We start from the raw sequence: 25,074 nt of genomic DNA, 5'->3' as shown, positions 1-25,074 counted from the left end.
ATTTAGAAAATTGTTGGGCGTTTAAATAGGGGAAAGACAGAGAGACTAGCCCAAGCAAAGACTGAGCACGTAAGTTTAGCGTTTAGCGAGCATTTGAGTCCGACCCGTTTTTCTATCACGTACTATTATGAAGCAGTTAGCCGAATAAAGGATGTCGATATCAAGAGTGTAAGGGTCGTCATTGAGCAGCAGATATGGCGAGATGGTGGCATCATTCATAACAGGTCTTAACTTATGGACCGAGAGTAGATTAATGATACCAGAGAGTGAAAACCCAAACTGGCTGAACGACTCTGCTTGTCCTTCAAAACGAATTACTATCGGCTGTTCCATCTTGTCATCTTGAAGTGAGGCAAGATGAACGATCTCGTTGTTGTTAACTCGTGTTATCCCATCTGAACGAAAAATATGGTTGTCTGATTGAATATGAATCTCGCTGTGCTGGTAACGGTGATCCTCAATACGATTGGACCAAGGTAGGCTGAGGACAATAGAAAAGATGACCGTGGCGATGATCAATGTGAAGTATGGGATCATTGTTTTCCCTCCTGTAAAAAGCGTTCAATCTGAACGGATACCTGTTTTAGTTGGTCAGGTGTGTAGAAGACATTAATCGCTTGTTGACGCTGTCTATCTAACCATGACAGTTCTGAAAATTGGCCGTTTTCTTCTATGTAAACCACGCAATCACATTGGTTCTGTGATAGCAGTTGTCGCAGTGGTAGGCTGAGTTGAGTGTGGGATTCGGTAAAGACTTGAAGTTGGCCGACGCTATGCTGATTCAGGTACTTATCAGTAGGAATATCCTCCCAGCGCCAGCCATGCACCTTACTGAGTGCCAAAATACTGGAGGCAAATAGCAGCGCTATTGCTGCAACGTAACACACGGGTGATTTGCACTCACTAAAAGATAAATTAGATGTGAGACGACGATTTGATATGGAAGCCGAACTGGATAGTTCGGGAGTTGATTTGACAGTGGTTAGGTCTGGGATCGGTTCTGTGGGGGCATAGTCAATACAGTGGCTGACGAGTCGATAGCCGACTTTAGGCACAGTGACAATCGGAGATTCTTTAGCACCAAGCTTAACTAAGGCTTGCCTCAGTGTGCTGATGCTTTTAGCGAGCGATGTATCACCAATGTACTCACTGCCCCATGCATGTTGGATAATGTCGTGTTTCTTGACGACCTCTGGGGAGTGTTGGAGTAGCAGGTCAAGCACCTGTGCTTCACGATAACCGATCTTAATGACGCGTTGTGTGTTAGAAAGTTTGTTCTGAACGGAGTGAAATATAATCATACAGCCAGCGTTTTATAGTTATTGTTGTCATCTCAAACGTTATTGAGAGTATCAATATACTATTATGCTGGTTCAACCGCATGAATATTTTTTAATCAATTATCGACTTTGTCTCATTGAATTGACATCTTGTATTGATGTGATTTAGGAGACTTATTAGAGCTGAGAATGAATATAGGATGGAACGCGGAAAAAGAGGTTTCCCGGATTGATGCGCAGCCGTGTTACAGTTTATCAGCCACAACGGTTTTGATTGTTAGCCCATTCTCGTTGGCATCCCGAATGAACCTTTGAGTGTTTTCCAACCAAGGATTTTGCACCGTCTTATCTAGATTGATATACAACTTGCCGTTTTCTATCTTCCACGCTTGTGTTTCGGTCTCGAACTTTTTACCCATAGCAACGCCAAAGGCACAATAGCCACCATATCGGGTGTCTATCGGTGGCGCAATCTTTGCCGTTGCAGCGAAAGCCATTGAAATTGGTTGCGATATACACACTAGCAATAGTGCGACTGCACCTCTGTTATTAATCTTTTACTCAATTTATGTCCTATAGTAAATGAGAACAGAACATGCTTAAGGAGTGGTATATGAGCTATCAAGCGCTGATCTCAAGAATCAATGAACTACCTAGAATCGAAAGTGTGCTTCAGGAATTGCTGGAGATGGTGAACAGGGAGCAAATCGATTTTGGGGAACTGGCAAAGAAAATGGCCATGGATCAGGTATTGTTAGCGCGCGTGCTACGGATGGCAAATTCAGCACAGTTCGGCGGCGTAAAAGGGGTATCAAATATCAATGACGCGATCGTGCGTATTGGCGTTGGGGCTATTCGTAATCTGATTTCTTCTTCGATTCTAGCTTCCACTTTCCCCAAGCTGGAAACCCTAAACATCAAAGACTATTGGGCAAGTACTTTTGAAGTCGCAACCATTGCCAGTACCATTGCCAAACAAGCCAAAGTCGATCCTAATGAGGCATTTATTGCTGGCGTTCTTCATAATATTGGTGAGCTAATGATTCACTCTTTGGAGCCTGAACAAGCAATGAAGATCAGCCGTCGCGTGGAAGATGGTGAAAAGCCCGTGGAAGTACAAAGAGATGTGTTAGGTACTGATGCCCAGCAACTCGGTGCTGCGTTGGCTGAAAGCTGGAAATTTCCTTCTGAACTCATTGACGCGATTGCGAATGTGAATCACCCGAGCAAAGCAATGGAGTCAAAAAGACTAGCTTGTCTGATGTTCTTAGCACGTGACATTGATCATCAGTGGGATTCAATGCTAAGTAGTGATGAAAAGCAGAGTTATCTCAGCCAACACAAAGCGGCGATCGCGTTACAAATCTCCCCAGACTTCACAGAGAAAATTGATGAAGTGCGAGGTCAGGGAAGTGAGATGGCCTACCAGTTGTTTTAAAAATGTTAACTCACAGACCGTGTGAGATCTTTCTTGCCGAATTTGATCTGCTGGATCACAAGCCCTGCAATGATCAACATTAAGCCCACCAAGGTTGTAGGATGAATTTCTTCACCAATGACAGTTGCCAGCAACGCCAGAGAAATAAACGGTGAAGCGAATATAAGATTGCTGATACGTGCAGTGTTTTGCGTCAGTTTGAGTGCGCTGAGCCATAGGACGAAGGTTACGCCCATCTCAAATAGACCAACATAGCTGACCGCGAGCCAACCTTGCAGAGAAATACTGTTCCAACTGGTGCCTTCGTATAGGCTCAGGCCAATTGCGAAGGGTATTGCAACCAAAAAACCGAGTAATACGCCGACAATAGGGTCGGCTTTGTTTTTGGTATTGAGTATCCAGTAGCTGGCCCAAAGCAGAGTTGATAGCAAAGCCAGTCCCACCCCTAGCGGGCTCTCGAAACTCAGGCCCAGCACATCGCCTTTAGTGGCAATGACAATCACGCCAAAGTAACTCAGTGTACAGGCTATCCAGTCCTGCTTGCGGATTGTTTGGCCAAGGAAGGCGGCGGCCATCAGAGTCAAAGTGATAGCCCAACTATAGTTGATCGCTTGTGCTTGTGAGGCGGGAAGTAAATCATAGGCTTTAAACAAGATGACGTAGTACGCCAATGGATTGATCAAACCAAGTAGCAAGTAATACCAAGGGTTAGCGAAGAAAGTATTGGATAATAAAGACAGTTTACCTTGCAGCGCACACACGGCGGTTAGAGCGAGAGCAGAAACCACGCTAGCCGCGGTCACCATTTGAATCGGAGTGAGTTCGGCGAGAGTTAACTTAAAAGCCGTAGCGACAGTAGACCAAAGCAAGACGGCAGACAGACCAAAACCTAAAGCACGGCGCTCGTTCATGATGTTCCTTCATAAAAACCAACGTTAGACTTGTTGGTGACTGATGGTAGTAGAATTAAGAGTACCTAGTCTAGCTGTTCGATATCTAGCCGACAAACTGGACATTTATCCAGTGGTAAAATACCATTGATACAGTACATGAAATAAGAGTTAACCCTTTATTATGCAATGGATTCTGGATAACCAAGCCCTACTTATCAGCGCTATTAGCAGTGCGGCGATCAGCGGAGTCGGAGTGGGCTGGTGGATCAGGCAGAAAACACGTTTTGATCAACAGCTTTTGAAACAACAACTTGAATCCAACCAGCAACTGGCAACAACACAGATCAACCAGTTACAAAAAGAGCTAGAACAAGCACAGCAGGAACTGGACGAGCTGGATAGTGAGCGTGATAGAGCCGCTTATGAACTCAAACAGTCGCACGGTAAATTGATGGCGGTATTGGAAAAGTTGCGTTACTTCGAGGCAGTTAAGCAAGAGCGGCAACAATATGCTGAGGAACTGACTCAAAGCCGCGATCAGAAGGCTCAACTAGAGGCTCAACTTAGAGAGCAAGAAGCTCGCCATCAAGAAGAGAACAAAGCCAACCACGACAAATTGCAACTACTGGAACAAGCCGAATCTCGTCTTAAACAGCAATTTGAACATCTGGCCAATCAGTTATTTGAAGCAAAGACTGCCAAAGTCGACCAACAAAACCGACAGAGTCTTGAAGGTTTACTTTCTCCTTTAAAGGAACAACTCGAGAGTTTTAAGAAGCAGGTAAACGATAGCTTCACGGTTGAAGCCAAGGAGCGACACACCTTAGTTTATGAACTGAAGAACCTGCAACGCCTCAATGAACAGATGACGCGTGAAGCAGTTAACCTGACTCAGGCTCTCAAAGGCGACAATAAGCAGCAAGGTAATTGGGGAGAGGTCGTCCTTGCTCGCGTTTTGGCAGAGTCTGGACTGCGTGAAGGGCACGAATACCAGACTCAGGTGAGCCTGCAAAACGAAGCGGGTAAACGCTATCAGCCGGATGTGATTGTCTACCTCCCGCAAGACAAACAAGTGGTCGTTGATTCTAAAATGACCCTAGTTGCTTATGAGCGCTATTTCAACGCCGAATCAGAGTTAGATCAAGAACAAGCTATAAGTGAACACTTACTATCAGTTAGGAATCATATTAAAGGGCTATCACAAAAGGACTATCATCAGCTTAAAGGGATTCAGAGCCTCGATTATGTGCTGATGTTTATTCCCGTTGAGCCAGCGTTTCAGGTAGCGATTCAGGCAGACCCAGATCTTGTTAAGGATGCGATGGAGCAAAATATCATTCTAGTTAGCCCGACAACCTTACTGGTGGCATTGCGTACGATCGATAACTTGTGGCGCAACGAACGACAGAATCAGAATGCACAAGTCATTGCTGAGCGAGCCAGTAAGCTCTACGACAAGTTGCGCTTGTTTGTTGATGATATGGAAAGCTTAGGTGGCGCGCTGGATAAAGCGAACCAGAATTATCAAGGTGCGATGAACAAGCTCGCCACTGGCCGAGGAAATGTGATTCGCCAAGCTGAAAGCTTTAAGCAGCTTGGTGTTGAGGTAAAAAAACCAATATCTTCGAACCTGACAGAACTGGCTCAATATGATGGGCTCACAGAAAACAACTCGGTGAGTGAAAATGATTCTATCGCTGAAAGACATCCGACTGAGGATAAAGTAAACTAATCGCCCGCAGCGCTCAGTCGTATTTATTCATAGCGTTGCTCGAAGAGGAATCATCATGACAGATACAAGCGTGCAGTCGAATACAGCTTTAGAATCAAATGAAACCACGCACTTTGGTTTCACCACAGTCGCTAAAGAAGAAAAAGTCACCAAGGTAGCAGAGGTATTCCATTCTGTTGCAGCTAAGTACGACATCATGAACGACTTAATGTCTGGTGGTGTGCATCGCCTTTGGAAGCGTTTTACGATTGATTGTAGCGGCGTACGCCCTGGTCAACGCGTGCTGGACTTGGGGGGAGGGACTGGCGATCTAACCGCGAAGTTTTCTCGTATCGTGGGTGAAAAGGGACATGTGGTTCTGGCTGATATCAACAACTCAATGCTGAATGTTGGTCGTGACAAACTGCGTGATAATGGCATTGTTGGTAACGTGCATTATGTTCAGGCTAACGCCGAAGAGCTACCTTTCCCAGATGATTACTTTGACGCCATTACGATCAGCTTCTGTCTGCGTAACGTGACAGATAAAGACAAAGCCCTGCGCTCAATGTTCCGCGTTTTGAAGCCTGGTGGTCGTCTTCTTGTGCTCGAATTCTCTAAGCCTGTGTTTGAACCTCTGTCAAAACTCTATGATGCTTACTCATTCCACTTATTGCCGAAAATGGGTGAGTTGGTAGCGAATGATTCTGAGAGCTATCGCTATCTGGCAGAGTCTATTCGTATGCATCCGGATCAAGAAACCCTCAAAGGTATGATGGAAGAAGCCGGCTTTGGCAATACTAGCTACTACAATCTTACGGGTGGTATTGTTGCGCTCCATCGTGGCTACAAATTCTGAGGTTAAAGGATCGCTATGCCATTTGAACCTCTTGTTACTGCTGCGATTGAATCGACACTCAATACACTGATCAACGACGACCCTGAGTTGGGGCGTCGTCTTGCTCGTCTTAAAGGACAGGTGATTCAAGTTCACCTCAAAGAGCTCAATAAGACACTGACTTTTATCTTCAGCCAGCAAATTGATGTTTTGGCGAATTACGAAGGCCAGCCAGACTGCTACCTATCATTGAACCTATCGGTATTGCCAGAGCTGCGTGACCAGTCCAATATCACCAAGTTGATTAAGCAAGACAAAGTGATACTGGAAGGGGATATTCAGCTGGCACAAAAATTCTCTCAACTCATGACGGACTGTAAACCAGATATTGAAGAATGGCTTTCGCGCGTCACAGGTGATGTAGTCGCGCACAATTTAGTTCAAGGCGTGTCCAACTTAGGGCAGTTTGTCAAAGCGAAAGCGGATAAGCACCAGAACCACCTTGCTCAGGTCATTACTGAAGAGTGGAAGCTGGCGCCAGCACCGTTGGAAATTGCGCATTTCTGCGATCAGGTCGACGACGCCAGAAGTCAGGCTGCTCGTGTTGAAGCTAAGTTAAATCAGCTACTGGAGCGCGCATGACTCCGGCTGAACTGAAACGACTTTACCGCATTATCAAAGTTCAGCTCGAATACGGTCTCGACGAACTGCTGCCTAATCACCAGTTAACCAAAGGCCCTCTGCTTGCTCGAAAAGCGCTGTTTTGGATTAAAAACCAACATGCTGACAAAGAGTTAGGTGAAAGGTTACGCCTTGCTCTGCAGGAGCTTGGTCCAGTATGGATCAAGTTTGGTCAGATGATGTCGACCAGACGTGACCTCTTCCCTGCGCACATTGCCGATCCGCTGGCGTTGCTTCAAGACCAAGTCTCTCCCTTTGACGGTCAGTTAGCTAAAGAGCAGATTGAGCTGGCGTTAGGTGGCCCGTTGGAAAATTGGTTGACCGATTTTGATATCAAACCACTGGCTTCCGCATCGATCGCTCAAGTCCACACCGCCAAGCTCAAGTCGACTAACCAAGAAGTGGTATTAAAGGTTATCCGGCCAGATATTCGTCCGGTCATTGATGCAGATCTAAAACTGATGTACCGAATGGCGCGTATAGTCGCCAAAGCACTTCCTGAAGCACGTCGTTTGAAACCAGTTGAAGTGGTGCGTGAGTATGAAAAAACGCTCCTTGATGAGTTGGACTTACGACGAGAAGCGGCCAATGCGATTCAGCTGAGAAGAAACTTTGAAGGCAGTGATGAATTGTATGTTCCTGAAGTAATTACGGACTTTAGTAATGAAACTGTCATGGTTTCTGAGCGAATATACGGCATCCAAGTTTCTGACATAGAAGGCTTGAAGGCCAACGGCACCAATATGAAGCTATTGGCCGAGCGTGGTGTGAGTGTCTTTTTCACTCAGGTGTTCCGCGACAGCTTTTTCCATGCCGATATGCATCCGGGCAACGTTTTTGTTAACCCCGAGCACCCGGACAATCCACAATGGATTGGTTTGGACTGTGGCATTGTTGGAACGCTGAATAGTGAAGATAAACGCTATCTGGCGGAAAACTTCCTCGCCTTCTTTAATCGTGATTACCGTCGTGTGGCTGAGTTACATGTAGAATCAGGTTGGGTTCCACGTGAAACGAACATTGATGAGTTTGAGTTCGCCATTCGCATTGTGTGTGAACCGATTTTTGCGAAGCCGTTGTGTGAAATCTCGTTCGGACATGTATTACTGAATCTGTTTAACACCGCGCGTCGTTTCAATATGGAAGTGCAGCCACAGTTGGTGCTGCTGCAGAAAACACTATTGTATGTAGAAGGCTTGGGACGTCAGCTCTACCCACAGCTTGACTTATGGGAAACTGCGAAGCCATTCCTTGAAAAATGGATGATGAATCAAGTTGGGCCGCAGGCGGTGATTAATGCAGTTAAAGATCGCGCACCGTTTTGGGCAGAGAAGTTGCCTGAATTGCCAGAGCTACTGTATGACAGTTTACGTCAGGGCAAGATGATGAATCAGCGTATGGATCAGCTTTATCAAGGCTACCGTACAACGAAACGTCAGCAGGCAACGGGGAAATTTTTATTTGGTATTGGGGCCACATTAGTCGTATGCTCGGCAATATTGGTCAACAGTGCATATGAGCAGCTATCCATGGTAAGCGCTATCGGTGGTGTCACATTTTGGTTGCTCAGTTGGCGAGCTTATCGTCAATAGACGTTAAGCTCTTGAAATAATTTGTTTAATAAGACCCGAGGTATAAAAAATGGGTGGTATTAGTATTTGGCAACTTCTGATTATTGCTGTCATTGTTATTCTTCTGTTCGGTACTAAGAAACTACGTGGTATCGGTGGTGATCTAGGTGGCGCAGTGAAGGGCTTCAAGAAAGCCATGAACGATGACGATCCGGCGAAAAAAGACGCGGATTTTGAGCCAAAAAACATTGAGCAGCAGAAAGCTGAAGCTTCTGCTGAAACCAAGAAAGACAAAGAGCAGGCGTAACACGTGTTTGATATCGGTTTCTGGGAACTGGTATTAATATCTGTCGTCGGGCTGGTGGTTCTCGGTCCAGAGCGGTTGCCTCATGCGATTCGCAGTGTGTCACGATTTATCGGCGCAGCGAAAAACATGGCAAACAGTGTGAAAGACGAGCTTTCGCATGAATTAAAGGTTCAGGAACTGCAAGAAAACTTGCGTAAAGCTGAGAAAATGGGGATGGAAGATCTATCACCAGAGCTAAAGTCTTCTGTTGAAGAACTCAAGCAAGCCGCGCAAGATGTGCAGCGCCCATATGCGAGTAAAAGCGCTCCAACGCCTACCAGCGTTGAAACTGAAATGGATAAACCGTCCATTACAGAAGCGAAACACTCCATAGACGCGGTCGAGTCACTGGATACCGAGCCAGCACCTCAGGCAGATAAAAAAGCCGAATAGTCTCGTATTAGGGGAGCTGCTGTGAGCAGCTCCTTTTCGATCTTTTAGAGTAGAGGTTTTCATGTCTTCTGTTGAGCAGACACAACCTTTGATCAGCCATCTTCTAGAGCTGCGTAATCGCCTGTTACGAGCGATTGTTGCCGTTCTAGTGGTGTTTATTGGTCTGATCTATTTCGCGAATGACATCTATGAGTTTGTCTCGTCGCCTCTCGTTGAACGCTTACCTGAAGGGGCGACAATGATTGCGACCGATGTTGCATCGCCTTTCTTCACACCACTTAAACTGACTTTAATTGCGTCAATTTTTGTGGCTGTGCCGTACATTCTTTATCAGGTCTGGGCGTTTGTTGCTCCCGGTCTATACAAGCATGAACGACGACTGATCATGCCACTGATGTTCTCCAGCTCGCTGCTGTTCTATTGTGGCGTCGCTTTCGCGTACTTCGTGGTATTCCCACTGGTTTTTGGCTTTTTCACGGCGATATCACTGGGCGGTGTAGAGTTCGCTACGGATATTTCCAGTTACCTCGATTTTGTGCTGGCGTTGTTCTTAGCCTTTGGTATTGCGTTTGAAGTGCCGGTTGCGATTATATTGTTGTGCTGGACGGGGGCGACGGATCCGAAAAGCTTAAGCGAAAAGCGCCCATACATTATCGTTGGTGCGTTTATCGTCGGCATGATGCTGACGCCGCCGGATATGATTTCGCAGACGTTGCTTGCGATCCCGATGTGCTTGTTGTTTGAGGTCGGCCTGTTCTTTGCCCGCTTCTATGTGCGTAAGAGTGACGATGAAGAACAACAAGAAGAAGCCTGATATCAGGTTATGATCGAAGAAAAAGGCTTGCCACGTGGCAAGCCTTTTTTGTACTACAGCTGGAATAGTTGAGTAGCGTTGGATGTGGTGATGGCATCGACTTGGTCGACACTGATGTCACGTAAATCAGCGACTCGCTGTGCAACCAAAGATGTGTATGCAGGTTCATTGCGTTTGCCACGGTGTGGCACTGGAGCTAGGTAAGGGCAGTCCGTTTCAAGGATCACATAGTCCATATCCAGCGACGGAATGACTTTATCCATCCCGCCATTTTTAAACGTCGATACCCCACCCAAGCCGAGGTGAAAGCCTAATCCATTGATCGCTTTTGCTTCGTCAATGCTGCCACCAAAACAGTGGAATACACCAGACAACGATCCATCCTGTTCCTGCTCAAGCAGTTGGAGCGTTTCTTCAATGGAATCGCGGGTATGAATAACGACAGGCAATTGCATCTCTTTAGCCCAGTTGAGCTGGGTGACAAATGCCATTTCCTGTTCGGCTTTATAAGTCTTATCCCAGTAGAGATCGATGCCGATTTCCCCTACAGCAATGAAGTTGTGTTTCTCAAACCAATGGCGAATGACTTGCAGTGTCTGTTCAACATTGCCATCGACATAACATGGGTGAAGCCCCATCATAGAACGACACACCTGCGGATAGGCCGCCTCGGTTTTTAGCATCGGCTCAATCGAGTCCAGATCGATGTTTGGCAGCAGGATTTTGTCTATTCCTTGAGCCAAGGCTCTCTCTACCACTTGGTCGCGGTCATTATCAAATTCGCTGGCATAAATATGGGCGTGAGTATCGATCATGGTTTGTCTCTGTAAAGCTTGATTGGCCAGAGTATACGGCAGTGTGAGCATTTGGTCATTTTTTGCATTTTTATCGCTTGCCGCTAGCGTCACCACACAAGAGTGATATTATGCAAATCAAGCACTTTCACCACACAAGGAGAACAGAGTGTCAGTTTCCATTCAAGGTCAGTTCCCTGGCCGTCGCATGCGTCGTATACGCAAGCATGACTTTAGTCGTCGCCTCATGGCTGAGAATCAATTAACCGCAAGCGATCTGATTTACCCAATGTTTATTTTGATGGGGAAAGACCGCCGTGAAACCGTTGACTCTATGCCTGGAATTGAGCGCCTGTCTATCGACCTGATGTTGGAAGAAGCACAATACTTGGCCAGACTCGGTGTGCCGGCGATTGCATTGTTCCCTGTGGTGAATCAGGACGCAAAAAGCTTGTGTGCAGCTGAAGCATACAACCCAGAGGGTTTGGTTCAGCGCGCGGTTCGTTCTTTGAAAGAGCATGTGCCAGAAATCGGCGTAATTACCGATGTGGCATTGGATCCGTTCACGACTCATGGTCAAGATGGCATCATCGATGATGAAGGTTACGTCCTGAATGATGCGACCACAGAAGTTCTGGTCAAACAGGCTTTGTCCCATGCGGAAGCGGGCGCTGATGTCGTTGCACCGTCTGATATGATGGATGGCCGTATTGGTGCGATTCGTGAAGCGTTGGAAGAAGCAGGGCATATCAATACTCAGATCATGGCGTACTCTGCGAAATACGCGTCTTACTACTATGGGCCTTTCCGTGATGCAGTCGGTTCAGCGACGAACCTTAAAGGTGGTAACAAGAAAAACTACCAGATGGATCCGGCCAACAGTGATGAAGCGGTGCACGAGGTTGCGATGGATGTCAACGAAGGCGCGGATATGGTGATGGTCAAACCGGGTATGCCATATCTTGACGTGGTGCGCCGTGTTAAATCGGAACTGCAAGTCCCGACGTTCGCTTATCAAGTATCGGGTGAATACGCGATGCACAAGGCGGCATTCCAAAATGGTTGGCTTAAAGAGCGCGAGACTGTGATGGAATCACTGCTTTGCTTTAAGCGCGCAGGAGCCGACGGCATCCTGACTTATTTTGCTAAAGATGTCGCTGAGTGGTTAGCCGAAGAAAATGCTCAGCCTGCTCAGTTTCTAAAAGACGCTGAATAGCTCAGTTTACAAAGATGAAAAGGCTGGCTTTTGCCAGCCTTTGTTGTTTAAGGAGGAGCGATGAGCGTTGAATATCGACTTGGCACACTCGAAGAGTGTGTTGAGATTGTTGCGACTATCAAAGAGTTCATACACAAAGAAAGCGTAGAAAGCTTGTCCGAACGATTAGAAGGTAAGCGGCACCTTATTCAAGTGGCTGAAGAAAATGGCCAATTACTTGGGTTTAAAATTGGATATGAGATCGACGAAAACACATTTTATAGCTGGTTTGGTGGGGTATCACCATTGGCTAGAAATAAGGGGGTAGCACAGAAGCTGCTCGATTATCAGGAGATCTGGGTCAAAAAACACGCTTATTCTCAACTTAAGGTGAAATCTCGTAATCAATTTCCTTCCATGGTGAGACTCTTGCTTAGGAATGGCTATCTAATTGAAAAATTTGAAGTAAAAGATCCTCTCGTCGAATCAAGAATTCACTTCGTGAAACAGTTTTAGCACTGTCATAAAAATTAAATGAGATTTTTTCTCATTTAGGGGTTGACGAGATAAATGAGAATAATTATTATTTATCTCGTCTTAGGGAATAAGAGAAGTTCACAAGGACGTCGAGTTACCAGATTCAACTTGGAGACGGTGATGACACTGAACTTAATTGAACTTGCACTAGTTCTTTTTGACACGACATTGCTCACATTGCTTCCAGTGTAATTTATAGCTTTATGGTAAAGCGCACTATTCGATTGAATAAGCTTTAACCCCTTTTTGCTAGGCGACATCGATAAGATGTCGCTTTTTTTATGTCTGAAATTCATGGCTGTATAAAAGGACACCGATGAGCTTTTCCACAGTTAAAGATCATGTTCGGATCGTTATTATGATGCCGGATCTAATTATTTATTATTAAATTTCAACTAATTAAACTGTTTAATTGCAGTTTTGTGACTGATTTCAGTGTTGGGGTGTAAATAATATAAACAGAGTTATCCACAGACTGGGGTGCAGTTCAGAGGATTATTCGTCAAATGTGTGAGTAGTACAGGCAGAGTTAAAATGGATCCACTGAAAGAGTCATGGCATCCTAGGCAGATCTTTTTTCTTTGGATGCTTAAAGACTATGGCTCGTATTCCTGACAACCCGTTGATTTTGATTGACGGTTCTTCTTATCTTTACCGCGCATTTCATGCTTATCCGGGCACTATGAGCAATGGTGATATCCCGACTAATGCGGTTTATGGCGTTGTGAATATGTTGCGCAGTATGATGCGCCAGTTCGCGTCTGAACGCATCGCCGTGGTGTTTGATGCAAAAGGGAAAACATTCCGTGATGAGATGTACCCGGAATACAAAGCCAATCGTCCGCCAATGCCAGATGATCTCCGCTGTCAGATTGAACCTCTGCACAATGTGATTCGTGCAATGGGTCTGCCTTTAATCTGTGTACCAGGTGTGGAGGCTGATGATGTCATTGGTACATTAGCTTACCAAGCATCACAAGCGGGGATGCCAGTGTTAATCAGTACTGGAGATAAAGATATGGCGCAGTTGGTGGATGACAACGTGACTCTGATCAACACCATGACCAATGTGGTGATGGATCGAGAAGGCGTGATTGAAAAATTTGGTATCCCACCAGAGCTGATTATCGACTATCTCGCCTTGATGGGCGATAAAGTTGATAACATCCCAGGTGTGCCGGGTGTCGGTGATAAGACCGCAACCGCGTTGCTGCAAGGTATCGGTAGCTTGAAAACGCTGTATGACAACCTTGATGACATCGCACCGCTTGGGTTCCGTGGTTCGAAGACCATGGCGAAAAAGCTGGTCGATAACAAAGAAGAAGCGTTTCTTTCTTACGAGCTCGCCACGATTAAGTTGGATGTTGAGCTGGATGAAACACCAGATTCACTGCTCAAGGCCGAACCGAATACTGACGAACTGATCAAACTCTATGGCCAGTTAGTATTCAAATCCTGGCTCAATGAATTACTCGAAGGTGGTACGGGTGTTGTCTTGGCAGATGAAAAGTCCGGTGCAGTGTCGGGGGCAGGAGTCTCTGCGACAGCCAGCGAGATCGACACCTCTGCAGTGACCATTGATCGCAGTCAGTACGAAACCATTCTTGACCAACAGGCATTCAACACTTGGTTAGATAAACTCAAAGCGGCGGACGTTTTTGCGTTTGATACCGAAACCGACAACCTCGATTACATGGTCGCTAATCTGGTTGGTGTGTCGTTTGCGACAGAAGAAGGCATCGCTGCATACGTACCTGTGGCACATGATTACCTTGATGCCCCGCAGCAGCTTGAACGAGACTGGGTTTTAGAACAATTGAAGCCGATTCTTGAAGATGATGCTCAGGCGAAAGTGGGACAGAACCTAAAGTACGATGCGTCGGTATTGGCTCGTTATGGCATTGAGATGAAAGGCATTAAGCATGACACCATGTTGGCGTCTTATGTATACAACAGTGTCGGTGGTAAGCATGACATGGACAGTCTAGCATTGCGCTTCCTACAGCATAGCTGTATTTCTTTTGAGCAGATAGCGGGTAAAGGCAAAAAGCAGCTTACGTTCAATCAGATTGAATTGGAGCAAGCCTCACCATACGCGGCGGAAGATGCTGATGTGACGCTTCGTTTACACAATCGCCTATTAGCTAACATTGAACAAGACGAAAAACTGAAAACCATCTATGAAGAGGTCGAGGTCCCTTTGGTTCCTGTGCTATCACGTATTGAGCGCACTGGTGTTCTGATTGACGACATGAAGTTAGCGGCTCAGTCTCAGGAAATTGCACAGCGTTTAGACGAGCTAGAGCAGAAAGCTTATGAGATTGCTGAGGAAGAGTTCAATATGAACTCTCCGAAACAGCTACAGGCACTGTTATTCGAAAAAATGGGTCTGCCGGTCATTAAGAAGACGCCGTCTGGCACGCCTTCAACCAATGAAGAGGTTCTACAAGAGCTGGCATTAGATTACCCGTTGCCTAAGTTAATTTTGGAGTACCGTGGTCTGGCTAAGCTTAAGTCAACCTACACCGACAAACTGCCGAAGATGATTAACTCTGAGACAGGGCGTGTACATACTTCTTATCATCAGGCTGTTACCGCGACAGGCCGTTTATCATCGACTGATCCTAACTTACAGAACATCCCTATTCGTAATGAAGAAGGTCGTCGTATTCGTCAGGCGTTTGTTGCTCCACATGGTTACAAGATCATGGCGGTCGATTACTCCCAGATTGAATTGCGTATTATGGCGCACCTTTCAGGAGATAAGGCACTGTTAGACGCTTTCCAGCAAGGAAAAGACATTCACGCAGCCACAGCTGCAGAAATTATGGGTACGACTATCGACCAAGTGAGCTCAGAGCAACGTCGTCGTGCTAAAGCCGTTAACTTTGGCCTGATTTATGGCATGAGTGCATTTGGTTTGGCCAAACAGTTGGGCATTCCACGTGGCGAAGCACAGCAATACATGGATACCTACTTTGAGCGCTACCCAGGTGTGATGCAATACATGGAAGACACACGTAGCGCCGCCGCTGAACAAGGTTATGTCGAAACCATCTTTGGCCGCCGTTTGCATCTTCCGGAAATAAAATCACGTAATGGTATGCGTCGCAAAGCGGCAGAGCGTGCGGCGATCAACGCACCAATGCAAGGCACAGCAGCAGATATCATTAAGAAAGCCATGTTGCTGGTTGACTCATGGATTGAAAACCAAGGTCAGGGGCGAGTGAAGCTGTTAATGCAAGTACACGATGAACTTGTTTTTGAAGTTCAAGAGTCAGCTTTAGCCGAAATTGAAAGTAAAGTACAAGAATTGATGGAGTCAGCGGCTCAGCTTGATGTGCCTTTGATAGCCGAATCTGGTCATGGCGACAACTGGGATCAAGCACACTAGCCAGAAAATAGCGTAAATTCGCCGAATTACATGAGCCAGCGCCCAGTCGCTGGCTTTTTTTTGAGTCTAAAAAAGCCAATGTTTATAAGTGAGTAATGTAGTTAAATAAAATCTTAATGAAAAAAAATTACAAAAATAGTTTCCATTTCTGACCAATTGTTGTACATTAATCTGCGTAGGGTACAGAGGTAAGATGTTCTATCTTTCAGACCTTTTGTTTCACGTTATTGGATTAGGCTGATTCAGCCGCCCCAGTCAGTATTTGACTGGGGCGTTTTTTATTGTGCAAAATAAAAAGTTTATATATTTCAAAAACTTCCTGCAATTCCCCTATATTATGCCTCCTTGTTCAGTATCTATCACCAGATCACATATTCTTAATCGTGAGTATTGAGAGTATTTGGTAACTCAGGCCAATTTTGTAATAAAACTTCAGTCACACTTTTATTTTTTCAACTAGAAAACCAAGCCTTAACTTGTGCACATGGTTTGGTGGTTATGGTTTTATTTCTTATATTTATCATGTTTTTAGAGATGATTTGTGTGGTGAGAGAGCAAAGGAGAAGAGAGAAAACAAGCGTTGCATTATCTGCGGCTTTGAACAATTCTACTGGGATAATAATAACAACCTTTTATTTCTCTCCCGTTACCCCACCAAGTGGTGGGGATTTTTATTTTGTGCGTTCCTTGTTGTGCTGACACAAAAAAGCCCCACTGGGGAACAGTGAGGCTCGTGTTACTCAAAAGTGTGATTATTCTTGTTCGTCGCTTTGCTGGTCTTCAATAATCTCATCCGTTAACTGTTGTGCGACGGCAGGCGCAAACCACTCATCGAGTTTGTTACGCAGTACGTCAACGCCAAGACCTTTCAAAGAAGAAAACGCTGCCACACTAACGTCGCCACCAAAGCCGACCGCGTCATTTTTAATCTTCAGTACCTGGGCTTTGCGTGCTCCACTTTTGAGCTTGTCGGCCTTAGTCAACAGCACTTGCACTGGTATACCGCTGTCTACAGCCCAGAAAATCAGTTGTTGATCTAGGTCTTTCATTGGATGGCGGATATCCATCAGTACCACCAGCCCTTTTAATGATTGACGCTTTTGTAAATACTCTCCCAATGACTTCTGCCATTTCTTTTTCATCTCCAGTGGAACTTGGGCGAACCCGTATCCTGGTAGATCGACGATGTGGCAACCTTCAGTGACTTTAAATAGGTTGATCAATTGAGTTCGGCCTGGTGTCTTACTGGTTTTTGCTAAACTCTTTTGGTTGGTAAGTCGGTTAAGAGAACTCGATTTGCCCGCGTTGGAGCGTCCCGCGAACGCAACTTCGATACCTTCATCTTCAGGCATGTGACGAATATCAGGTGCGCTGGTGATGAAATGGGTGTTTTGATAATGAATTTTTACGCTCACTGTTAACTCCATCTCGACTTTGTGTAGTCGATTGATTACTTTTATGTGAAATTGTGTAAAATAACCGTGCTCGGCATAAGGTCGCCTATTGTACCATGAGTGGCAACTCGGAGTGGTACTGGAAGCTTGATAATTATAATGGAATGTCATGAAGAAATTAGCGCTAATCTTGAGTCTTTTAGCCAGCTGCTCTGTATGGGCCCAAGGCAGTATCGAAGCTGGTAAAGCAAAATCCCAAACTTGTGTTGCTTGTCATGGTGCTGATGGCAACAGCCAACTCGCAATGTACCCTAAACTAGCAGGTCAGCATGCTAAGTATATTGAGAAACAGCTGAAAGACTTCAAACTGGGTATGACCAGTGGTGGTCAGCAGGGTCGTGTGGATCCAGTCATGGGCGGTATGGCGATGCCACTGTCTGAGCAGGATATGAAAGATCTTGCGGCTTACTATACATCTCTACAAATTTCTCACAACACGACGCCTGAAAACGTGGTGGAGCAAGGCAAAACCCTATATACAGCGGGTGATGCAAAACGTGGTCTGACGGCATGTATTGCATGTCATGGCCCTCGCGGTAACGGTACTGAGCTTTCAGGTTTCCCTAAAATTTCAGGTCAGCATGCTGACTACATTAAAGCTCAGCTAGTAAAATTCCGTGATGGTTCTCGTGCTAATGATATGAATGGCATGATGCAAGATATCGCGAAGAAACTGACAGACGAAGACATCGATACTTTGTCTAAATATGTTGGCGGCCTACACTAAGCCCTATTAAATACTGCCCGAGCAATGTTGTATTGAATGAGCCCAGACGAAAGTCTGGGCTTTTTCGTATGACACACGTCACATCGGGTTTTTCCTTGTGTGGCTCCATCTTTCCCGAGTTTTTGTGAGAGATCGGCTATGCTATCTTGTGCTCATTTCTTCACACTGTTTATAACTGTTTGAAAAATAATAGAAGAGGATTGAAGGGGAAAAAAAAGACGTTTTTTTTCTTCAAGTGGATTGTTCAAAATTGGTCAATCGTTAAAGTGTACTTATCGGCAGGGCGCTGATACGGAATTTAGACCATGATGGTCTCCAAGGATGCAGGCTATGGATGCTTGGAGGTCTTAAAGGAATATAGGTAAGCAGGAAGCTTACTGGATAGGGATGGTCGACTCGTCTAATGGTGTAGACAGCGAAAAGGATCAGGCTAAGGACTAGCCCAGATACGGGAAGTAAACGGAAAGCCAAAATTCACCAGGACGGTGAAAAACGACACCTTTTGCAGGGAAAGCGCCTAAAACAAATGGAAATTTGGTGCACGATAATCCGTGTAACACAGTTTCGCCGAAAGGCATTTTTAGAAAGCGATAGAGTTATCTATCGCTTTTTTTATATCTGAAATCCACTAGCCTCTATCTCTCGTCAACACGGTTGCTTTATTTCATCGATAAGATTATTGGTCGGAGAGGGAATATTTCACTGAATCGATGATTATTTGCACAATAGTACTCCACTCTCTGGCCACTTTCTGGTATGTTTCGCATCCCTGTTTGAGGATGTCATCATGCACCACTGCCCACTTTGCCATAACCCGGAATCACTGAATTACTTTGGAGACAAGTTTCGTGAGTATCTCCAATGTCCGCGATGTGAGCTGGTGTTTGTTAACCCAGAGCAAAGATTGGATGCAAAGGCTGAAAAAGCCCACTACGATCTGCATGAGAACGATCCAAATGATGCTGGCTATCGTACCTTTTTATCGCGGGTTGCAACCCCCATATTGGAACGTATTGAGTCTGGCTCGACAGGAATAGATTTTGGTTGTGGCCCTGGTCCAACACTCTCCTTGATGTTGCAAGAGCAGGGACACAACATGTCGTTGTACGACCTTTATTATCACCCCAATACTGAGGTGCTAAATCGTACTTATGACTTTATGACTGCCACTGAGGTGATCGAGCATTTGTATTATCCAGATCAAATATGGCAGCAATGGTTGAATTTAGTTAAGCCAGGTGGCTGGATTGGTCTGATGACCAAGATGGTCATTGATGTCGAAGCGTTTGCTAGATGGCACTATAAAAATGACCCAACGCATGTGGTCTTTTTTAGCCGTAACACGTTTAAGTACTTGGCAGAGCGGGATCAGCTCAAGCTTGAATTTATTGGTAATGATGTAATTTTACTGAGGAAAGCCCAGTAATGAGCCGTAGTAAGAAAGTAAGATCGGGCGGTAATGGCGACGTTATTGTTGTTCGAAATCGTACAGAAGCTGACGTTGAAGGACGTCTGCGTAAAAAAGAGAAGAAACGTAAAGGTCTAAAGACCGGTGGTCGCAATTCTGAAGCGAAGCAACTTAAACAGCAGACAGCGGGACAAAAGCGCGATACACGTCTAGGTAGCAAGAAGAAAATTCCTCTCGTGGTTGAAGCGGTGAAGAAGCCAACCAAGGCCGAACGTCGTGTTAATGCAGAACAAGAGCTGGAGATGCTGGAAAATGACGCCCAGTTGAATGTCCTGCTTGATCGCCTTGATAATGGTGAAAGTTTAGGTGCAGGTCTTCAGAAGTATGTCGATGAGAAATTGGCACGTATTGAAATACTGATGAAGCAACTAGGCCTCTACGAAGAAGAGGAAGAAGAGCCAGAAGTCGTTGAAGAGCCGAGCGCGCCTGTGGCGAAAAAGGCGAGCAAGAAAACCTCATCAGAAGATGAACTGCTATCGCAGTTTGAAGATCTAGATTTGGACCAGTTTAAAGGGTAAAGCGATTCATGAACGTAACCTTGTTAGCCATTGCTGGTGGAGTCATTGTTCTCGGCTTAGCGTCCTATGCAGGTTACCTTCTGCTCCAGTTGAAGAAGCAAAAGGAATTGCAGGAACAGCATAAGAAGCTGGCCATCGAAAAGCGTAACGCCAACATCTTTGAAAACGTCCATATATTGTGTATGGCCGGCATTCAGGGCCAGTGTGATTTATCGGAAATCAGTATTCGTGTCTACAACATCATGGACTACGTTCAGGGTGAAGATCGTATTGATTTTGATAAGGAATTCCCGGCGACAGCCGAGCTTTTCCACATTGTAAAAGATATGCCTCGTGGTGACGATCGCCAACAAATGGCGAAGAAAGATCGCATGAAGCAAAATCTGGAACGCCACAAAGCCGAGTCGCGTCTTCAGGACGCGATCGTCGAAGAGCTAAAACTGCTGCAGAAAAAAGTTCAGCCTTTAAACAACCAGATCAACATTCAGATGATCTAGATTGATACTTTAGTCACTCGATCACTTACACTGATGAGTGAGTGATCGAGTTATCAATTCTGACTATTGTCACTCAATAATTACGTTGCCACCCGGTGACCCGCCTCAGTGTGTGGCAAAATAGCCCCAAATTTATCACGGTCAATCACACCGGATACGCATTACAGCATTAACGGAAGTACACCATGTCTCAGCAAGCCGTCGCAAGCCAACAAATAGTGTGGGATCAAGCCATCCTAGATAAGTACAACTATTCTGGTCCACGCTATACGTCTTATCCAACTGCCTTAGAGTTTCATGAGGCGTTTACCATTGCCGACTACGACATGGCTTGTACTGAGTATCCAGAGCGACCACTGTCGCTTTACATCCATATTCCTTTTTGCCACAAGCTTTGTTATTACTGCGGTTGTAATAAGGTCATTACGCGTCATGCCCATAAAGCGGATGAGTATCTCGATGTACTGGAGCAGGAGATTTTGACACGTGCCGCCTTACTGCAAGGACGTAAGGTGACCCAGTTGCATTTTGGTGGTGGTACACCCACATTTTTGACCCAAGCCCAAATCAGCCGTTTGATGAATATTCTGCGCGCTGAATTTAGCTTTGAAGCTGAGTCAGAAATCAGTATTGAAGTCGATCCGCGTGAGATTGAACTCGATATGCTCGATCACTTGCGACAAGAAGGCTTTAATCGCTTAAGCATTGGTGTTCAGGATTTCAATAAAGAAGTTCAGAAACTGGTCAATCGTGAACAGGATGAAGCATTCATTTTTGCTATGGTTGAGCGTGCGAAACAGTTGGGCTTCCGTTCGACAAATTTAGATCTGATTTACGGGCTACCGAAACAAACTCAAGCTCGTTTTGCTGAAACACTGGCTCAAGTGCTTGAAATGAAGCCGGGTCGCCTGTCTATCTTTAACTATGCTCATATGCCGCAACTGTTTGCTGCTCAGCGTAAAATCAAAGATGAAGACTTGCCACAAGCAGAAGAGAAAATGGCCATTCTTCAAGACACTATCGCCACCTTGACCAACGCCGGTTACCAATTTATTGGTATGGACCACTTTGCTCAGCCGGATGATGAATTGGCTGTGGCTCAGCGTAATGGCATCCTTCACCGCAATTTCCAAGGCTATACCACGCAAGGTCAATGTGACTTGGTTGGCTTTGGTGTTTCTGCTATTTCGATGATTGGTGATGCCTATGCGCAGAACCAGAAGGAGTTGAAAAAGTACTATGCTCAGGTCAATGAACAGCGTCATGCATTATGGAAAGGTCTCTCTCTTGATAGTGATGACTTACTCCGAAGAGAGGTTATCAAACAACTCATCTGTAACTTTAAGCTTGATAAAGTAGCTATAGAAACGGAATTCAATGTTCAGTTCAACCCGTACTTCAGCGAAGATCTAGAGTTGTTGCAAACCTTTATTGATGATGAGTTAGTGGAAGTCGACGACAAAGAAATACGAGTGACATTACGCGGTCGTCTACTCATTCGTAATATCTGCATGTGTTTTGATAAATATCTCCGAGCGAAGGCGCGTCAGCAGCAATTCTCGCGAGTGATTTAATCGTCTCAGTTGCCTCGATAACCATAAACAATAAAGCCACCGAAAACGGTGGCTTTATTGTTTATGCGGTTAACCAGTTAGGGCGCAATATAAGCGTCTTGTGCGACTTCCCATAGTGCTTTGACTAGTGGATTATCCAGCTGTGAACGCTTGCAGCACACCCCAAGCTTAAAGGGTTTAATCGACGCCACTTTGAGCCGTTGAATTTTCTCTTTGACTGGGCTGTTGTTGATCACCACATCGGGTGCGATCCCAACACCGCAACCCAACGCCACCATGCTGACAATGGCTTCATGACCTGAAACTTGCGCGTAGATGTTCGGCTTAATTCTCATTGCTTTAAACCAAGTGTTGGCGCGGTCTCGTGCGGTACCCGATTCCGGCACAATAAAAGGAATAGACGACCAGTCAGGTTTATCATTTTGTAGAGCTGATGCAAAGTTGCTCACCCCGACCGGAGCGATCACCGACAGTGGAATCTCACTTATGGTTTCAAATTTGAGCTTGGCGGGCAGTGTTTCTGGCTGAGCAGAGATGGCGACATCGACTTCATCGTTAAGGATTTTGTCTATCGCCTGAGCCGGATCGCCAGTAGACAGTTTAAACTCGATAAACGGATGTTGAAGGCGAAACTCTGACAACAGCTCAGGCAGGTGGCTATAGCTGGCGGTCACCGAGCAAAACAGACGAATTTCACCTTTTAACTCCTCTTCATGCCCCTGTAGCTGCGCGTTGAAGTTTTGCCATTCTCCGAGAATCTTTAAAGCAACAGGCAAAAGTTTTTTGGCCGCAGGGGTCAACTCAACGCTGCGGTTATCCCGTACGAACAGTTCTTGGCCTGTTTCTGCTTCTAACTTTTGTACCTGACGGCTGAGAGCAGAAGGACTGATGTGCATGGCAGACGCTGTTTTGGCGAAACTTTTGCTATCACACAGGTGAATGAACAATTGCAGACTTTTAATGTTCATAAAATAAGTGCTTCCTTGTTGCATTTTTTGCAATAACTAATTGTGAATATATCACTTTAAGCAACCTAATGTCTGATTTAGTATCGAGGCATTCGGTAATGAAACACCGACCCAAACGGATAAATTCTCAAAGGAGAGCCCTAACATGGCTAACTATTTCAATACATTAAACTTACGTGAGCAGCTAGATCAGCTTGGCCGTTGTCGCTTTATGGACCGCAGTGAATTCGCGACAGAAGCGGATTATCTGAAAGGTAAGAAAGTGGTTATCGTTGGTTGTGGTGCACAAGGTCTGAACCAAGGTCTGAACATGCGTGACTCAGGTCTTGATGTGGCTTACGCACTGCGTCAGGCAGCGATTGATGAACAGCGTCAATCGTTCAAAAACGCGAAAGAAAATGGTTTTGAAGTAGGCAGCTACGAGACACTTATCCCTCAAGCAGACCTAGTGGTTAACCTAACACCAGATAAGCAGCACACCAATGTGGTTGAGACGGTAATGCCGCTAATGAAAGAGGGCGCAGCATTAGGTTACTCACACGGCTTCAATATCGTTGAAGAAGGTATGCAGATTCGTAAAGACTTAACAGTCGTGATGGTTGCGCCTAAGTGTCCAGGTACAGAAGTACGTGAAGAGTACAAGCGTGGCTTCGGCGTTCCTACCCTCATTGCGGTTCACCCAGAGAACGATCCAAAAGGTGAAGGTTGGGATATCGCTAAAGCTTGGGCTGCGGGTACTGGTGGTCACCGCGCGGGCTGTCTAGAGTCTTCATTCGTTGCTGAAGTAAAATCTGACCTAGTGGGCGAGCAGACTATTCTATGTGGCATGCTACAAGCGGGTTCAATCGTTTCTTATGAAAAGATGGTTGCTGAAGGTATTGACCCAAGCTACGCAGGTAAGCTAATCCAGTATGGTTGGGAAACCATTACAGAAGCGCTGAAGTTTGGTGGCATCACACACATGATGGATCGCCTATCAAACCCAGCAAAAATCAAAGCATTTGAGCTTTCTGAAGAGCTGAAAGAGCTGATGCGTCCACTGTACAACAAGCACATGGATGACGTAATCACAGGTCACTTCTCTAGCACTATGATGGCTGACTGGGCAAACGACGATGCCAACCTACTAGGCTGGCGTGCAGAGACAGGTGAAACAGCATTTGAAAACTACCCAGCAGGTGACGTTGAAATCTCAGAGCAAGAGTACTTCGACAACGGTATCCTAATGGTTGCAATGGTTCGCGCGGGTGTTGAGCTAGCATTCGAAGCAATGACAGCATCAGGCATCATTGATGAGTCAGCGTACTACGAGTCACTACACGAGCTACCACTAATCGCAAACACAGTAGCACGTAAGCGTCTGTACGAAATGAACGTTGTTATCTCTGATACAGCTGAATACGGTAACTACCTATTCGCTAACGTCGCAACGCCGCTACTGCGTGAGAAGTTCATGCCTTCAGTTGGCACTGACGTTATCGGTAAAGGTCTAGGTGAGACGTCTAACCAAGTAGACAATGCAACGCTGATTGCGGTGAACGATGCGATTCGCAACCACCCAGTTGAGTATATTGGTGAAGAACTGCGTGGTTATATGACTGATATGAAGAACATCGCGGTAGGCGGCTAATCTTCTTCGCTAAGGAGTTTAATTTCTTTGTCGGTAATACTCATTTGCTCGCGCAAACTCCGTGTTACCTCCGCGAACTTAAGTTCTTAGCTGTGAATATTAATTTACTGCGAAATTCACTAACCTAGGTTAGTAGAGAACTCCAGGCAGACTGGGGTGATAAATACAAAACAAACACAACATCTAAATGAAAAGGCTTGGTCGCCGTTGACCAAGCCTTTTTTGTTTTTGGGGCAGCGCTTTATACCCTTCGAGAGATAAACCGTCATTCCATAGAGTGACGAAGGAAGGAGTAGGGAATCTCCAATAGCTCTCAAGCCGCGATAAGAGATCCCCAACTCACTCGTTCCTCG

24 protein-coding genes and 1 pseudogene are annotated in these 25,074 nt (G+C 45.6%); 18 read left to right on the top strand and 7 right to left on the bottom strand.

Annotated features, from left to right (window positions below; all coding sequences use genetic code 11):
• Positions 1-75: 75 nt before the first annotated feature.
• From TW84_RS20845 to TW84_RS20835, 3 genes and pseudogenes are all read right to left on the bottom strand, one after another.
• On the bottom strand, positions 76-537 hold the full coding sequence (locus tag TW84_RS20845; RefSeq protein ID WP_045977545.1) for a hypothetical protein: 462 nt from the start codon (positions 535-537) through the stop codon (positions 76-78).
• Complete coding sequence (locus tag TW84_RS20840) at positions 534-1,301, bottom strand: winged helix-turn-helix domain-containing protein (RefSeq protein ID WP_045977544.1); 768 nt, start codon at positions 1,299-1,301, stop codon at positions 534-536. The genes TW84_RS20845 and TW84_RS20840 overlap by 4 nt, the downstream gene beginning before the upstream one ends.
• 224 nt (positions 1,302-1,525) lie before the next feature.
• Positions 1,526-1,732: pseudogene (locus tag TW84_RS20835) on the bottom strand (YHS domain-containing (seleno)protein); the annotation flags it as partial.
• 161 nt (positions 1,733-1,893) lie between these two features.
• Between TW84_RS20835 and TW84_RS20830 the strand changes: the two are divergent.
• Positions 1,894-2,718 (top strand): HDOD domain-containing protein, encoded by an 825-nt coding sequence (locus TW84_RS20830; RefSeq protein ID WP_045977543.1) that lies wholly within the window; start codon positions 1,894-1,896, stop codon positions 2,716-2,718.
• Positions 2,719-2,723: 5 nt separating this feature from the next.
• Here the strand turns inward: TW84_RS20830 and TW84_RS20825 are convergent, their stop codons facing one another.
• Complete coding sequence (locus TW84_RS20825) at positions 2,724-3,629, bottom strand: DMT family transporter (protein ID WP_045977542.1); 906 nt, start codon at positions 3,627-3,629, stop codon at positions 2,724-2,726.
• A gap of 163 nt (positions 3,630-3,792) precedes the next feature.
• Here TW84_RS20825 and rmuC point away from each other — a divergent pair, with 163 nt between their 5' ends.
• The 7 genes from rmuC to tatC all read left to right on the top strand — a co-directional run bounded on the left by rmuC (position 3,793) and on the right by tatC (position 9,965).
• A complete protein-coding gene (rmuC, locus tag TW84_RS20820; RefSeq protein WP_045977541.1) occupies positions 3,793-5,343 on the top strand; it encodes a DNA recombination protein RmuC in 1,551 nt (516 codons plus the stop codon).
• Between the two features lie 55 nt (positions 5,344-5,398).
• Positions 5,399-6,181, top strand: a complete 783-nt coding sequence (gene ubiE / locus TW84_RS20815) for a bifunctional demethylmenaquinone methyltransferase/2-methoxy-6-polyprenyl-1,4-benzoquinol methylase UbiE (RefSeq protein WP_045977540.1) — start codon at positions 5,399-5,401, stop codon at positions 6,179-6,181.
• A gap of 15 nt (positions 6,182-6,196) precedes the next feature.
• Complete coding sequence (locus tag TW84_RS20810) at positions 6,197-6,802, top strand: ubiquinone biosynthesis accessory factor UbiJ (RefSeq protein ID WP_045977539.1); 606 nt, start codon at positions 6,197-6,199, stop codon at positions 6,800-6,802.
• On the top strand, positions 6,799-8,433 hold the full coding sequence (gene ubiB, locus TW84_RS20805) for a ubiquinone biosynthesis regulatory protein kinase UbiB (RefSeq protein WP_045977538.1): 1,635 nt from the start codon (positions 6,799-6,801) through the stop codon (positions 8,431-8,433). Before TW84_RS20810 ends, ubiB begins: the two co-directional genes overlap by 4 nt.
• A 49-nt stretch (positions 8,434-8,482) precedes the next feature.
• Positions 8,483-8,719, top strand: coding sequence for a Sec-independent protein translocase subunit TatA (gene tatA / locus TW84_RS20800; protein WP_045977537.1), 237 nt, complete (start codon positions 8,483-8,485; stop codon positions 8,717-8,719).
• 3 nt (positions 8,720-8,722) lie between these two features.
• Positions 8,723-9,151, top strand: coding sequence for a Sec-independent protein translocase protein TatB (gene tatB, locus TW84_RS20795; RefSeq protein ID WP_045977536.1), 429 nt, complete (start codon positions 8,723-8,725; stop codon positions 9,149-9,151).
• A 61-nt stretch (positions 9,152-9,212) separates the two neighbouring features.
• Entirely contained in the window at positions 9,213-9,965 is a 753-nt protein-coding gene (gene tatC, locus TW84_RS20790; protein WP_045977535.1) for a twin-arginine translocase subunit TatC, read from the top strand.
• 53 nt (positions 9,966-10,018) lie between these two features.
• Here the strand turns inward: tatC and TW84_RS20785 are convergent, their stop codons facing one another.
• Positions 10,019-10,780 carry a TatD family hydrolase gene (locus tag TW84_RS20785; RefSeq protein ID WP_045977568.1) on the bottom strand — a complete coding sequence of 254 codons (762 nt, stop codon included), beginning with the start codon at positions 10,778-10,780 and terminating at the stop codon, positions 10,019-10,021.
• A gap of 148 nt (positions 10,781-10,928) precedes the next feature.
• Between TW84_RS20785 and hemB the strand changes: the two genes are divergently transcribed.
• The 4 genes from hemB (at position 10,929) to spfP (ending at position 16,126) form a co-directional block, all read left to right on the top strand.
• A complete protein-coding gene (gene hemB, locus TW84_RS20780) occupies positions 10,929-11,975 on the top strand; it encodes a porphobilinogen synthase (protein ID WP_045977534.1) in 1,047 nt (348 codons plus the stop codon).
• A 60-nt stretch (positions 11,976-12,035) separates the two neighbouring features.
• The gene (locus TW84_RS20775) at positions 12,036-12,470 is read left to right on the top strand and encodes a GNAT family N-acetyltransferase (RefSeq protein ID WP_045977533.1); all 435 of its coding nucleotides are present in this window, start codon (positions 12,036-12,038) and stop codon (positions 12,468-12,470) included.
• A gap of 619 nt (positions 12,471-13,089) precedes the next feature.
• A complete protein-coding gene (polA, locus tag TW84_RS20770) occupies positions 13,090-15,885 on the top strand; it encodes a DNA polymerase I (protein ID WP_045977532.1) in 2,796 nt (931 codons plus the stop codon).
• A gap of 193 nt (positions 15,886-16,078) precedes the next feature.
• A complete protein-coding gene (gene spfP / locus TW84_RS25355; RefSeq protein WP_438356636.1) occupies positions 16,079-16,126 on the top strand; it encodes a small protein SpfP in 48 nt (15 codons plus the stop codon).
• A gap of 511 nt (positions 16,127-16,637) precedes the next feature.
• Here spfP and yihA read toward each other — a convergent pair.
• Entirely contained in the window at positions 16,638-17,300 is a 663-nt protein-coding gene (yihA, locus tag TW84_RS20765) for a ribosome biogenesis GTP-binding protein YihA/YsxC (RefSeq protein ID WP_045977531.1), read from the bottom strand.
• 148 nt (positions 17,301-17,448) lie between these two features.
• Here yihA and TW84_RS20760 point away from each other — a divergent pair, with 148 nt between their 5' ends.
• The 5 genes from TW84_RS20760 to hemN all read left to right on the top strand — a co-directional run bounded on the left by TW84_RS20760 (position 17,449) and on the right by hemN (position 22,123).
• The gene (locus tag TW84_RS20760; RefSeq protein WP_045977530.1) at positions 17,449-18,066 is read left to right on the top strand and encodes a c-type cytochrome; all 618 of its coding nucleotides are present in this window, start codon (positions 17,449-17,451) and stop codon (positions 18,064-18,066) included.
• Positions 18,067-18,853: 787 nt separating this feature from the next.
• Positions 18,854-19,492 (top strand): class I SAM-dependent methyltransferase, encoded by a 639-nt coding sequence (locus TW84_RS20755; RefSeq protein ID WP_045977529.1) that lies wholly within the window; start codon positions 18,854-18,856, stop codon positions 19,490-19,492.
• On the top strand, positions 19,492-20,052 hold the full coding sequence (gene yihI / locus TW84_RS20750; RefSeq protein WP_045977528.1) for a Der GTPase-activating protein YihI: 561 nt from the start codon (positions 19,492-19,494) through the stop codon (positions 20,050-20,052). Before TW84_RS20755 ends, yihI begins: the two co-directional genes overlap by 1 nt.
• An 8-nt stretch (positions 20,053-20,060) precedes the next feature.
• Positions 20,061-20,549 carry a DUF2489 domain-containing protein gene (locus TW84_RS20745; RefSeq protein WP_045977527.1) on the top strand — a complete coding sequence of 163 codons (489 nt, stop codon included), beginning with the start codon at positions 20,061-20,063 and terminating at the stop codon, positions 20,547-20,549.
• 185 nt (positions 20,550-20,734) lie between these two features.
• The gene (gene hemN, locus TW84_RS20740; RefSeq protein ID WP_045977526.1) at positions 20,735-22,123 is read left to right on the top strand and encodes an oxygen-independent coproporphyrinogen III oxidase; all 1,389 of its coding nucleotides are present in this window, start codon (positions 20,735-20,737) and stop codon (positions 22,121-22,123) included.
• A gap of 77 nt (positions 22,124-22,200) precedes the next feature.
• Here hemN and ilvY read toward each other — a convergent pair whose 3' ends face one another.
• Positions 22,201-23,091, bottom strand: coding sequence for an HTH-type transcriptional activator IlvY (gene ilvY, locus TW84_RS20735; RefSeq protein ID WP_045977525.1), 891 nt, complete (start codon positions 23,089-23,091; stop codon positions 22,201-22,203).
• 145 nt (positions 23,092-23,236) lie between these two features.
• Between ilvY and ilvC the strand changes: the two genes are divergently transcribed.
• The gene (gene ilvC, locus TW84_RS20730) at positions 23,237-24,721 is read left to right on the top strand and encodes a ketol-acid reductoisomerase (protein ID WP_045977524.1); all 1,485 of its coding nucleotides are present in this window, start codon (positions 23,237-23,239) and stop codon (positions 24,719-24,721) included.
• Positions 24,722-25,074 lie beyond the last annotated feature (353 nt).

It is taken from the genome of Vibrio neptunius (assembly GCF_000967495.1).
Lineage (GTDB): Bacteria > Pseudomonadota > Gammaproteobacteria > Enterobacterales > Vibrionaceae > Vibrio > Vibrio neptunius.
This window is presented reverse-complemented; position numbering and strand designations above follow the sequence as displayed.